This is a genomic window from Oceanicaulis sp. UBA2681, from assembly GCF_002354675.1.
In the GTDB taxonomy this organism is placed as follows: domain Bacteria; phylum Pseudomonadota; class Alphaproteobacteria; order Caulobacterales; family Maricaulaceae; genus Oceanicaulis; species Oceanicaulis alexandrii.
Map to the genome: position 1 here is coordinate 183,031 of NZ_DEMB01000012.1, position 13,215 is coordinate 196,245.

Annotated in this window: 8 protein-coding genes and 1 pseudogene; 7 read left to right on the forward strand and 2 right to left on the reverse strand. The window is 64.7% G+C overall.

All coding sequences use genetic code 11. The features are described from left to right. Positions 1 to 564 (forward strand): annotated as a pseudogene (locus B3M53_RS10440) (coproporphyrinogen III oxidase); the annotation flags it as partial. Here the strand turns inward: B3M53_RS10440 and B3M53_RS10445 are convergent. Next, positions 561 to 2,030: a penicillin-binding protein activator gene (locus tag B3M53_RS10445; protein ID WP_160092931.1), complete on the reverse strand. Its 1,470-nt coding sequence runs from the start codon at positions 2,028 to 2,030 to the stop codon at positions 561 to 563. The pseudogene B3M53_RS10440 and the gene B3M53_RS10445 sit on opposite strands and share 4 nt — an antisense overlap. A gap of 111 nt (positions 2,031 to 2,141) precedes the next feature. Between B3M53_RS10445 and B3M53_RS10450 the strand changes: the two genes are divergently transcribed. The 5 genes from B3M53_RS10450 to B3M53_RS10470 all read left to right on the forward strand — a co-directional run bounded on the left by B3M53_RS10450 (position 2,142) and on the right by B3M53_RS10470 (position 8,241). Next, on the forward strand, positions 2,142 to 2,528 hold the full coding sequence (locus B3M53_RS10450) for a YraN family protein (RefSeq protein WP_273019811.1): 387 nt from the start codon (positions 2,142 to 2,144) through the stop codon (positions 2,526 to 2,528). Between the two features lie 97 nt (positions 2,529 to 2,625). Then, positions 2,626 to 3,234, forward strand: coding sequence for a BON domain-containing protein (locus B3M53_RS10455; RefSeq protein ID WP_273019813.1), 609 nt, complete (start codon positions 2,626 to 2,628; stop codon positions 3,232 to 3,234). Positions 3,235 to 3,435: 201 nt separating this feature from the next. Beyond that, entirely contained in the window at positions 3,436 to 4,989 is a 1,554-nt protein-coding gene (locus tag B3M53_RS10460) for a YifB family Mg chelatase-like AAA ATPase (protein ID WP_273019815.1), read from the forward strand. Positions 4,990 to 5,012: 23 nt separating this feature from the next. Further along, positions 5,013 to 6,857, forward strand: coding sequence for a response regulator (locus tag B3M53_RS10465; RefSeq protein ID WP_022700910.1), 1,845 nt, complete (start codon positions 5,013 to 5,015; stop codon positions 6,855 to 6,857). A gap of 19 nt (positions 6,858 to 6,876) precedes the next feature. After that, positions 6,877 to 8,241 (forward strand): AmpG family muropeptide MFS transporter, encoded by a 1,365-nt coding sequence (locus B3M53_RS10470; RefSeq protein WP_273019817.1) that lies wholly within the window; start codon positions 6,877 to 6,879, stop codon positions 8,239 to 8,241. Here the strand turns inward: B3M53_RS10470 and B3M53_RS10475 are convergent, their stop codons facing one another. Continuing rightward, a complete protein-coding gene (locus B3M53_RS10475; RefSeq protein ID WP_273019819.1) occupies positions 8,242 to 10,530 on the reverse strand; it encodes an NADP-dependent malic enzyme in 2,289 nt (762 codons plus the stop codon). It lies immediately after the preceding gene. A 121-nt stretch (positions 10,531 to 10,651) separates the two neighbouring features. Here B3M53_RS10475 and mutS point away from each other — a divergent pair. Continuing rightward, positions 10,652 to 13,215, forward strand: a 2,564-nt coding sequence (gene mutS / locus B3M53_RS10480; RefSeq protein ID WP_286800370.1) for a DNA mismatch repair protein MutS, incomplete at its 3' end; no start/stop codon positions are given.

The window sequence follows — 13,215 nt, forward strand, 5'->3', positions numbered from 1 at the left end:
GCCTTCGAGCGCAAACTGAAACGCGGTTCGCTCACGCCGCCCACAGATGACGCCGCTGCGGACATGTACGCCCTAACGCAATCTGTCTGCGCGGCGGCAGGCCTGCCGTCCTATGAGATTTCCAATCACGCCCGGAGCCGGAGCGATCAGTCGGTGCATAATCGGCTCTATTGGGAAGGCGAAGACTGGATCGGAATCGGGCCGGGCGCGCATTCACGCACGGGCGGGTTCGATGGCGGCGGACGAGAAGGCGCAGCGGCCCGACTGCGCCCGGACGCGTATATCACGGGCGTCGCCGAGGGAGACGCTCATGAGCGCGAGCAGCTGAACGCCGAGGCGGAGCTGACTGAACGTTTGCTGATGGGCATCCGGCTCACCGAGGATGGTATGGACCTTGATCGCCTGTTCGCGCGCACCGGGCTGAGACCTGACCCTAACGGGCTTGAGCGCATGACAGCCCAGTCGCTGATCACGCAAACCGGATCATGGCTCGTCCTGACAGAGTCCGGGCGCGCATTCGCCGATCATGTCGCCGAAGCGCTGATCCCCGATTTCGACGCCTAGAAAGCCGGGTCTGTGACAGGCTTATCCATCGTGTCCGCGCCAGACATGTCATCATCAGACATGTCGGCCGGACCAAAGCGTTCCGGCGCAGGGTCGAGAACCCGGAAGCCCCCGCCACGGACTGTATACACGGCGAGGCCGCGCTCGATCGTGCCGTCTTCACGGAAGCGGAACAATCCGTCCACGCCGACAAACCCGTCCGCCCCGGTCAGGCGATCTGCGCCATAACCGCCCTCGGCCAGCAAGGCCGCCAGCGAAGCGGCGTCATAACCAAGCCCCGCCAGACGAGACGGCGTTGCGCCATAATACTCTTCAAAGACCTGTTCAAAGCGAGTGCGGGCCTCAGGATCAGGTCCGGCGAAATAGCCATGCGCCAGCGCTGGTTCTCGCGCCAGGGAGTCATCAAGCCATTGGCCGGTGCCGACAAACTTCACCAGAAGCGGATCAATATCCTGATACAAGAGCACCGGCGCCAGCATACGCAGTTGATCGCCGCCCTCGGGCAGCAGCACCACCTGGAAAGCTGACCCGGGAGAGGGCGCCCAATTCGCGCCGCTCATCATCGCCGCCTGGGCGGGATCAAGTTCTTCAACGCCAACAGTCGCCAGACGGGCCGCAGCCTCCGTCATCGCCGACACGCCGCCATCATAGAACTGGCTGGCGACCAGGCCCGTGTCGAATGTGCGTTCGACCATGATCGTCTCTGCGTCTTCCTCATCAGACACCGGTTCTTCCAGCATCACCGTTTCAGGCAGCGGAAACTCGCCGAGCAAGTCTTCAATGGTTTCTGCATAGGCGGCCTGGGTGACCTGGCCATAGGCCGAGGCCGGGCCGATGAAAGCGAAACGGGTCGCGCCCAGCGCGCCCACATACTCGGTCACCCGCCGCACCTCTTCATCGGGCGGGAAGCTCAGCTGATACACCCCGTCACCGGCCACGGCGCTGGAGGAGGACAGGCTGAGCATCGGCACGTCCGCGTCGCGTGCGGCACGGCCTGCGGCGGCGACTGCGTCCTGAAACAGGGGACCAATGATCAGATCAGCGCCGTCTGAAATGGCGGATTCGGCCGCCGTACGGGCCGTTGCTGGATCTCCGGCCGTATCTTTTGGCAAAAGCACCAGATTGGTCCCGCCGCGTTCAAAGATCGCCAGCTCTGCGGCGCGCAGCAATTGCGCCGCTTCGTTTCGCGCTGCGGAAGACGACGCGCTGAATGGCAGCAAGAGCGCGACCCTCACCAGATCCGGCTCACCCTCCAGAAAGGCAGGCGTGTATCCACGATCAGCCAGTTCGACCGGCAGTGTCGCTGGCGGCGGCGGCGCGCCCACGACCGGGCGATCCGGCACGGTCTGGATCGGTGCGCTGGGCGTAGAGGCCGTACAAGCGCTCAGCAGAAGCGCGGCGCCCAGCGCCGCCAGAGCTGAGCCGACTCGCGCCTTGCCCGCTATAGGTGTAAAGCTTTCAACCATGACGGCCACCTCTTCCCCCCGACCGGCGCAGTGCGGCGCCGCCTTTGTCCGCGCCGAAGCTAACCCCCGGCTGCGTCAGGGGCAAGCATGCGCGCAGCGGGTGACGCGGTCATGACACAAGCCCGACGCAACGCGGAACGTCGAGGTCGGCGCAGCGAAGCGCTCAGTGCGCTCTGGCTGCAGCTCAGAGGGTGGCGCATCCTAGATCAGCGGGCGCGAACCGGGGTCGGCGAGCTTGATCTGGTCGCGCGTCGCGGACCGGTTCTGGCCTTTATCGAGGTCAAAAATCGGGTCAGTCTTGACGATGCGCTGACCGCCGTCACGCCCTATCAGAAACGCCGGCTGATCCGCGCCGCCGCCCTGTGGCGCAGCCGTCATGACGCTCTGGCGGCCCTGCAGCCGCGTTTTGACGTCATCGCCTGGCCCGAACACGGTTGGCCGCGCCATATAAAAGGCGCCTTCATGATCGAGACTGAGAATCTGGTCGGGCTGATCTGATCGGGATAAAAGCTGAAGCGGTAACGCTCGGTTAACCCAATTCTCACGTCCCGGGGATAAATTGACCGTCTCCGTCTCCCACAGAAAGACAAATCTCATGACCGTGATCCGAATTGTCCTTCTTGTTCTTGCGACTGTGCTCCTGACCAATTGTGCGGCGTTTCAACCCGGGCGTTCGGTGGGACGGCAGGTTGATGATTTCAACGCCTCAGTATCGCTCAAATCGGCCATGCTGCGCGCCGAGGGCTACGCGCTCAACGGCGTGGACGTGGAGATCACTGAAGGCGTCGCGTTATTGACCGGACGCGCACCGCGCGCTGAAGACCGGGTGTATGCTGAATGCCTCGCCTGGTCCGTTCAGAGCGTCCGCTCGGTCTCCAATCAGATCGAACTGGGCGGGCGACGCGGCCTTGCAAACGCCACGCGAGACGGCTGGATCACCCAGCAAGTGCGCTCGCGACTCGCGTCCGACAGCGCCATTCGCAGCCTCAATTTCAATATCGAAACTCACTCAGGCGTCGTCTATCTGCTGGGCTTCGCGCGCAGCTCTGCGGAAAGTGATCGCGCCGCCGCCCACGCTGCGCTGGTGGAGGGTGTTGAGCGTGTGGTGGTTCTCACACGGGCCCCCGACGTCACGCCCAACTTGCCTGCGCGCGGCGCGCAACAGGCGCAGGCCTGTGATCTGTCTGCTGATCCCGAGGCTTGAGCGGGCCTGGAAGTGATTAAGGTTTGGGTTGCAAAGCCATCCTGAAACGCGTCACATAGAAAAAAATTCCCCTATAGGTTGACCCCTAATCGTCACTTATTCTATTAATGTTCCTGTTTTGAACATCTCTGTTCCGCGTATTGTGGATAACTCGCGTTAACCGTGTTGTTTGAGTAATCAGATTCATTGAATGAGGGCGCCATGGGCATTCGCACATACTCCGCCGCTTTCGACGGCGCCCAGGCGCGGCTGGTGGACGTTCAGGTCCAGATAGCCGGCGGCATGCCCAACTTCATGATCGTAGGCTTGGCCGACAAGGCGGTCGCAGAAAGCCGTGAACGGGTTCGCGCCGCATTCGCCGCCGTCGGCTTGTCGCTGCCGTCCAAGCGCCTGATCGTCAATCTCGCCCCCGCCGACCGCCCCAAAGAAGGCGCCCATTACGACCTGCCGATCGCGTTGGGCTTGATGGCCGCCATGGGCGTGTTGCCCGTGGACATGCTGGCCGAGCATCTGGTGATGGGCGAACTGGGGCTAGATGGCGGATTGTCGCCCTCGCCGGGCGCACTCCCAGCCGCCATGCTGGCGCAAGAAAAGGATCTGGGTTTCATCTGTCCTGAAAGCTGCGGGCCGGAAGCCGCCTGGGCTGGCGGCGAGCTGCCTATCCTGGCGCCCGCCTCGCTCATCCAGCTGGTCAATCATTTCAAGGGCGGACAGGTGCTGTCCCGGCCAGCGCCAGGTGATCTGATCGAAGCTGATCCGTGCCGGGATCTCCGTGAAGTTCGCGGACAGGAAACCGCCAAGCGCGCGCTGGAAGTCGCTGCGGCGGGCGGGCACAATCTTCTCATGGTCGGCCCGCCCGGCGCTGGCAAATCCATGCTGGCCTCCCGCGCGCCCGGCCTTCTGCCACCGCTCACCTCGTCAGAACTGCTGGAAGTGTCGATGGTGCAATCGGTGGCGGGCCTGCTTGATCGGGGGCGCCTGTCGCGTAATCGCCCGTTTCGCGCGCCGCATCATTCCGCCTCCATGGCGGCGATGGTGGGCGGCGGCACGCGCATCCGGCCTGGCGAGGCGTCCCTGGCGCATCACGGCGTTCTGTTCCTGGACGAATTGCCCGAATTTCACCCTCAGGTGCTCGACAGCCTGCGCCAACCTCTGGAAACCGGCGAAATCGCCGTGGCGCGCGCCAACGCCCGCGTCACCTATCCCGCCCGTTTCCAACTGATCGCAGCGATGAATCCCTGCCGCTGCGGCTGGGCGGGCGAAAATGGTCAGGCCTGCGCCCGCGGCCCCAAATGCGCCCAAGGCTATCAGGCCCGCGTATCTGGCCCGATGATGGACCGGATCGACCTGCAGATCGACATTCCGCCCGTGACGCCGGCGGATCTGGCTTTGCCCCCCGCCCCTGAAGGCACAGCGGAGGCTGCGGCGCGCGTGGCCGCAGCCCGCGCCATCCAGAACGAACGCGGCGCGCTGAACGCTCATCTCAGCGGCGAAGCCTTTGACCGGCACACCAGCCCTGACGAACCGGGGCGCGCGCTCCTGTTACGCGCGTGCGAGGCGATGGGGCTGACCGCCCGCGGCTATCACCGTGTTTTGCGGGTGGCGCGCACCCTGGCGGACCTGGATCAATCCGAACAGGTGCGGCGCATCCATGTGGCCGAAGCGCTGAGCGCCCGCCGCGCCGCTTCGCAAGGGCAGGCGGTCTCCACTCCCGCCGCCATGAAAGGATCGGCGTCGCTTTCGACGCTTCGTTAACGCGCGGCGCGTACACAAGGTTCATGACGCGTGAATGGGACCCCGCCGCCGAAGATACGACCGCTCAGCGCAGTCTTCTGGACGCGATGGCGGAGCTCGTGCTTGCCCGGGACGCCTCGGGACGCGTGACCGAGGTCAACACCGCCTTTCTCAATGCGTTTGGCGGCACGCGTTCGGACTGGATCGGGCGCTGGTTCGCCGTCGCCCCCGCGCTCAGCTCGTCAGGCCAGGCCCGGCGGTATGACGCCGCGATGCGCACACGGGCCGGAGCGGCCTGGATTGAATGGTCGGAAACCACGCTTGAGACTGGCGGCACCGTCGCCATTGGACGCGATGTCAGCGACGAACGCCGCGAACGCGCCGAGGCCAGCGAAGCCGCGGCAGGCAAGTCCGTGTTCTTCGCCTCGGTCACCCATGAATTGCGCACGCCCCTATCGGGCGCGCTGGGCGCCGCAGCGCTGTTGAAGGACAGCGGCCTTCATCCCGACCAGGCCGCTTACCTGGAAGCGGTGCGCTCGAGCGCCCAGCATGCGCTGAACCTGATCGACGATATTCTGGACCTGTCACGGCTGGAGGCGGGACGCCTCACCTTGCGGGCCGAACCGGTCGATTTGCGCAGCCTGATCGAAGATGCGTGCGAAATCCTCTCGACCCGCGCGGCGGAAAAAGGGCTGGCGCTCGCCCACGCCATCAGCGCTGACGTGCCCGCTGAAATTCGCGCCGACCCCGCCCGCTTGCGGCAGATCCTGTTCAATCTGGGCGGCAACGCCGTGAAGTTCACCGAAACCGGAGGCGTTCTGGTGCAGGCGAGCTATCATGGAGGCGAGCTGAGCCTCGCGTTCAAGGATACCGGCCCCGGCATAGCCAAGAACGATCAATCCAGTCTGTTCAAGCATTTCGAGCGCGGCGCGGCGGAGCATAACGCCACCCCTGGCGCCGGGCTGGGCCTGGCCATGGTCAAGCGCCTGACCGAGGCCATGGAAGGCGATGTGGGGGTCAGTTCCGAACCCGGCCAGGGCGCGGTGTTCTGGACGCGCTTTCCGGCCCCCGCCGTGTCGCCGCCGCCGACCGAACGCCCGCTGGCGGACCGCACCATCATCATCGCCTCGCCCTCCGACATTCGCCGCGAAGCGCTGTCCTTGAAAGCGCAGGCCCTGGGCGGACAGGCGCTTGAGACAGCATCGGTCTACGCCATTTCCGATCTGGTGACCCAGACCGAGGACGCCGCCACCTTGATCCTGGATGCGGACTGGGCCGACCAGGCCCCCGCGCTCAAGTCGCTGGCGCCCGATCTGCGCATTCTGGTGCTGGCCGAACCGCGCACCAAGGACCGCTTCACCCACAAGGACGGTCCGCCCGGCATTGATGGCTGGCTGGTCTCGCCGGTCCGGCTCAGCTCGCTGGCCGCTTACGCCCAAGGGCTTGAGATCGAACCCGAAGAACCTCCCGCTCCCAGCGTGCCCGATCGCGCCCTGGATGGGCTCAATATTCTGGTGGCCGAAGACGACCCGGTGAACGCCATGATCGCGCGTACGGTTCTGACCCGTCTGGGCGCGGTGGTCGCGGTGGTCGATACGGGCCGCGCCGCATTGGAAGCCGTCGCGGGCGGCCAGTTTGACGCCGCGCTCCTCGATATGCGCATGCCTGAAATGGGCGGGCTGGACGCCGCCGCCGCCATTCGCAGCCTCAAGAGCCCGGTCGCGGCGCTGCCCTTGATCGCGCTGACCGCGAACGCCACTGAAGACGACCGCGAAGCCTGTCTGACCGCCGGCATGGACGCGTTCCTGACCAAGCCCTTGCAGCCCCAGGCCCTGATCGAGATCCTCACCGGCTTGTGCGCCCCGCAAAACCGGGCCAGTTTCGGTTAGCACCAGACGAGGGATCATCATGACCGTGCAAACAGACCCGCCCGCGCGCAGCTGGGCGCAAACCGTGCGGGTGTATTTCACCCCGGTCATGCTCTCGATGATCGTGCTGGGCTTCGCCTCCGGCCTGCCGCTCTACATGGTGTTCCAGAAGCTGTCTTACTGGCTGCGCGACGCCGGGATCGAACGCTCCACCATCGGGTTTTTCTACTGGGTGACGCTGTCCTACACCCTCAAATTCCTCTGGGCTCCGATCATTGACCGGGTGCAGATTCCATTCCTCGCCAAACTTCTGGGGCCCCGCCGATCCTGGATCGTCACCGCCATTTCCGGCACGGTCATCGCTCTGGTGATCATCTCCCAGACCGATCCCACCCAAGGCCTCGCGCCCGTGGCGATCGCGGCCTTCCTGCTCGCCTATTCCAGCGCCACGCTGGATGTAGCCATCGACGCCTGGCGCATTGAAAGCGCGCCCAATGACATGCAGGCCAATATGGCCGCCGCCTATTCGCTTGGCTACCGCGTCGCCTACATGACCTCGGGGCTCGGGCTCGCGATCTCCGAATGGGCGGACTGGGATTGGTCCTTCCTGGCCATGGCCGCGGCCATGGCGCTGTCTGCGGGCCTGGTCTTCTTTATGAAAGAACCCGCGACGGGGACGTACAAGCATGCCCTGACCGGGTCCCTGCCAACGAAAATCGTCAAGGCGGTGGTCGACCCGTTCAAACAATTCATGGGGCGGCTCGGCTGGTGGCTTTTGCCGGTGTTGTTGCTGGTGACGCTTTATCGGATCAGTGATTTCACCATGGGTGTGATGGCGGCGCCGCTCTATTCCGATCTGGGTTTCGCACGTGACGCCGTAGGCGGCATTCAAGGCGGGCCGGGCCTGATCGCGACCATGACAGGCTTGTTCCTCGGCGGTCTGGCCAGCCTGCGCTTCGGCATGATGCGGGCGCTGGTGATCGGTCTGGTGATCACCCTGATCACCAATGGCGCCTATGCGTGGCTGGCGGCCACGGCGGGGCCTGACGATCTGGGCAAGCTGACGATTGCGGTGGTCGGCGACAACCTGGCGGGCGGGTTCGTCACGACGGTGTTCATCGCCTACCTGTCGAGCCTTGTGGACCCGGAGAACGCCGCCACCCAGTACGCGCTCCTGAGTTCCTTTTACGCCCTCTTGCCCAAATTCATGGCGGGCTTTTCCGGCGTGCTCGCTGATCAGGTGGGCTGGGTGTGGTTCTTTATCCTGACCGCGGGCTGGACCGTGCCCGCCGCCGTGTTGCTGGGGCTGGTGCTGGGATGGGGGCCGATGGCGGCGAAGGGACAGTTTAAATTCGCCGAACGCCGCACCGCCGACAACGCCGCCGAGGGCGAAAAGGCGGAGTAATCACTCCGGCGCCTTCTCCGCCCGCTCGTCTGAGAGGTCATGCGCGGCCAACGCCGCTAGGGTGAGAATGTCGTTCACACTGGCGCCCAGACGCGCGATCTGAACCGGTTTTTCCAGCCCAACCAGCATCGGCCCCAAAACGGTGGCGCCGCCTGCGGCGCGCATCATCTTGGTGGCGATGGAGGCGGAGTGAATGGCGGGCATGACCAGCACGTTCGCCGGGCCGGTGAGGCGCGAGAACGGGTAGAGCCTGCGATGGTCAGGATCCAGCGCCACATCGGCGTTCATCTCACCCTCGTATTCAAAATCCACGCCCCGCTCATCAAGATAGCCGACCGCTTTCTGGATGGCGTCGGCCCGGTCGCCAGACGGATTGCCGAAGGTCGAGTACGACAGGAAGGCCACGCGCGGGGTGACGCCGAAGCGTTTCGCCGCCGCCGCCGTCTCCACCGCAATGTCCGCCAGCGCTTCAGGGCTCGGGAATTCAGTGACGTTGGTATCGGCGATAAACAGCGTGCGTCCGCGTGACAGCACCAGGCTCATCCCCATGACGCGCTCATTTTCAGCCGTGTCGAGCACCAGTTTCACATCACCCAGCGCCTGAGCGTAGTTGCGCGTGACGCCAGTGACCATGCCGTGCGCATCGCCCAGCGCCAGCATGCAGGCGGCGAAGACGTTTCGGTCATTATTGACCAGGCGCTGCACGTCGCGACGCAGATAACCCTGACGCTGCAGGCGATGAAACAGGAAGTCGGCATAGTCGGCGTTCTTGTCAGACAGGCGCGCATTGACGATGCGGATGGCGTCGGACTGAACCCCCAGAAGCCGCATATTGGCGTGCACGGTCTCTTCACGACCGATCAGGATCGCCTCGCCCAGACCCTGGTTCTGGAAGGCGTAGGCGGCGCGGATGACGGACGGTTCCTCACCTTCAGCGAAAACGATCGTCTTGCGCTCGCCCGCCCGCACATCATCCTGAATGGATTGCAGGATCGCCGCCGTGGGATCGAGCCGGCGCGCCAGAGCCGCCTTGTATTGCTCCATATCCGAGATCGGCTTGCGCGCCACGCCGGACTCCATCGCCGCCTGCGCCACATAGGGCGGCACATGGCTGATCAGGCGCGGATCAAACGGGGCGGGGATGATGTATTCCTTACCAAAGGTCGGGCGCGCGCCGTGATAGGCGGCGGCGACCTCATCGGGCACGTCTTCACGCGCCAGCTCGGCCAGCGCCTTGGCGGCAGCGATCTTCATCTCTTCATTGATGGTGCGCGCGCGAACATCCAGCGCGCCGCGGAAGATATAGGGAAAGCCCAGCACATTGTTGACCTGATTGGGATAATCAGACCGGCCCGTGGCCATGATCGCGTCAGAACGCGCCTCGCGCACTTCTTCGGGCGTGATTTCGGGATCGGGGTTCGCCATGGCGAAAATGATCGGATCAGCGGCCATGGAGCGCACCATCTCCTTGGTCACCGCGCCCTTGACCGACAGGCCGATGAAGCAGTCCGCCCCGTTCATCGCCTCATCCAGCGTCCGCGCATCCGTGTCGGCGGCATGGGCGGATTTCCACTGGTTCATGCCGTGGTCGCGGTCCTTGTAGATGACGCCCTTGGAATCGCACAGGATCGCGTTGTCGTGCTGCACGCCCATGGCTTTGAGCAATTCGAGCACGGCGATGCCGGCGGCGCCGGCGCCGTTCACGACGACTTTCAGCGCCTTGATATCCTTACCCGACAGCTCGCATGCATTGATGATCCCGGCGGCGGAGATGATCGCCGTGCCGTGCTGGTCATCATGAAAGACCGGGATATCGAGAAGCTCGCGCAGCTTCTCTTCAATGATGAAGCAATCGGGGCCCTTGATGTCTTCCAGATTGATGCCGCCAAAGCTGGCGCCGAACCGGCGCACGCATTCGATGAAGGCTTCAGGATCGTTTTCATCCACCTCGATATCGATGGAATCCACATCCGCAAAGCGCTTGAAGAGCACCGACTTGCCCTCCATCACCGGCTTGGACGCCATCGCGCCCAGATCGCCGAGGCCCAAAATGGCGGTGCCGTTGGAGATCACGGCGACCATATTGCCCTTGGAGGTGTAATCGTAGGCGAGGTCAGGATCCTCGGCGATCGCCTTGACCGGCGCAGCCACGCCCGGACTGTAGGCCAGCGACAGATCACGCTGGGTCGCCATGGGCTTGGTGGCGGTCATCGCCAGTTTTCCGGGCTTCGGGAAACGGTGGAAGTTCAGGGCTTCTTCGTCATCGACACGGGAGCGGCGGTCAGTCATGGCGGATCCGGAAAAAAGGGCGGTGGACAGGTGTGGACCTGCACACTAGCCGCTTCGCGGCGTACAGCAAATCACGCGCTGTCACACTTGCGGCGGGCGGCGGCGCGGTTACCTTGCGCCCATGACGTCACACGCCGATCCGATCGCCCTGAACGCCCGCGCTTTCCCGACCCCTGAGGGCGGGACGCCGATGATGGTGCAGTTTTTGGAGCTGCGCGCCGAAGCGCCGCTGGACGCCTTGCTGTTTTACCGCATGGGCGATTTCTACGAGCTGTTCTTTGACGACGCCGTGCGCGCCTCCGAAGCGCTCGACATCGCGTTGACCAAGCGCGGCGAGCACCAGGGCGAACCCGTGCCCATGTGCGGCGTGCCCGTCCACAACGCCCCCGTCTATCTGTCGCGTCTGATCAAGGCGGGCTTCAAGGTGGCCGTCGGCGAGCAGATGGAAGACCCCGCCGAAGCCAAGAAGCGCGGCGCGAAATCGGTGGTGAAACGCGGCATCACCCGCATCGTCACCCCTGGCACGCTGACCGAAGATGATCTGCTTGAGGCCCGCGCCGCCAATCGCATCGCCGCCATCGCGCGCCTGGCGACGGGTGAGTGCGCCCTGTCCTGGGCGGATGTGTCCGACGGTGAGTTCGCCAGCATGCGCGTCGGCAATGAGGGGTTGGAGGCGGAACTGGCCGCGCTCAACCCGTCTGAAGTGCTGTGCTCTGACGAGGACGCCAAGCTGGCGTCAGATCTGGCGCCTCATGCGGTGATCACGCCGCGCGCTCGGGCCAAGTTTGACTCAGCCGCCGGCGAGCGTCGCCTCAAGCAGCGCTTTAACGTCCAAAGCCTTGATGGATTTGGCGCCTTCACAAAGGCCGAGCTGTCTGCGCTCGGCGCACTTCTGGATTATCTCGAACTGTCACAGGCAGGCGCTCCGGCGCGCCTGCGCCCGCCGCTCAGCCTGCCGTCCGGCGCCGCGATGGTGATTGATCCCGCGGCCCGGATGAGCCTTGAGATCGATCGCACGCTGCAGGGATCACGCAAAGGGTCTTTGATCGACGCCATCGACCGCACTCTGACGGCGCCCGGCGCGCGTCTGCTGGCGGACCGGCTGGCGCGCCCGTCCATGTCCCTGACCGAAATTCAGGGTCGGCTCGATGCGGCGCACTTCTTCTTGGAAAATCGAAACCTGCGCGAACAAACGCGCGAACGACTGAAAGCGGCGGGGGATCCGGCGCGGTGTCTGTCGCGTTTGCTTCTGGGTCGCGGCGGGCCGCGGGATCTGGCGCAATTGAGCCGGGCGCTGAAAGAGGGCGAAAAGCTGATCGCCGGCTTCGCCAAGGATTCGCTGAACGCCCCGCCCGCGCCGATCAACCGGGCGCTCGACGCCCTGTCGCTGGCGCAAAATCCTGAATTGGCGCGCCTAGTGCAGGAAACCCATCAGGCGCTGGTGGCGGAACCGCCGCTTCTGGCGCGTGATGGCGGCTTCGTCGCGCCGGGCTGGACCCCGGCGCTCGATGAAGCGCGCGGACTGAGAGATGAATCGCGCCGCGTGGTGGCGGGTCTGCAAGCGACCTACGCCCAGCAGTCCGGCGTCAGCGCGCTGAAAGTCAAACACAACAATGTGCTGGGCTATTTCATCGAGGTGAGTGCGAAAAACGCCGACGCCCTGATGGGCGACACCGCCTTTATCCACCGCCAGACCATGGCGAACGCCGTGCGCTTCTCCACGCCAGAGCTGGGCGAGCTGGAGGCGAAAATCGCCCAGGCGGGCGAGCGCGCCCTGGCGATGGAGCTTGAACTCTTTGACGCCTTTCGCGCGCGCATCGAAACGCTGGATGCGCCCATCCGACGCGCGGCCGAAGCCCTGGCGGGGCTGGATGTGGCCGCCGCAACCGCTCATTGGGCTGAGGAAACCGGCGCGGAGCGCCCACAGGTGGATGACAGCCTCGCCTTTGATATCGAGGGCGGCAAACACCCTGTCGTCGAACGCGCGCTGGAACGATCCGGCGAGGGTCGCTTCACGCCCAATGGCTGCCATCTGGACGGCGCGGGTGGGGATCATCCGCGCCTGATGCTGGTCACCGGACCGAACATGGCGGGTAAATCGACCTTTCTGCGCCAGAACGCGCTGATGGCGGTCCTGGCGCAGGCGGGTCTGTATGTGCCGGCGAAATCAGCGCGGATCGGGTTGGTGGATCGGCTGTTCTCGCGCGTCGGCGCAGCCGATGATCTGTCCCGCGGACGCTCGACCTTCATGGCGGAGATGATCGAGACCGCCGCCATCCTTAACCAGGCCGGGCCGCGCGCTTTGGTGATCCTGGATGAAATCGGGCGTGGCACCGCGACCTTTGACGGCCTGTCCATCGCCTGGGCGGCAGTCGAACACTTGCATGAGATCAATCAGAGCCGGGCATTGTTCGCCACCCACTATCATGAGCTGACACGCCTGGCCGAAGAGCTGGACGCGGCGGGCAATTGCTCGCTCAAGGCCAAGGAATGGAAAGGCGATCTGATCTTCCTGCACGAGGTCCAGCAGGGCCCTGCGGATCGCTCCTACGGGGTGGAAGTCGCCAAGCGCGCCGGCCTGCCCAAAGCAGCTGTGAAGCGCGCGACGGAGATTCTCAAAAGGCTGGAAAGCGATGACGCGCCCGCGGCGGCATTGGCGGATCTGCCGCTCTTCTCAAGCCTCGC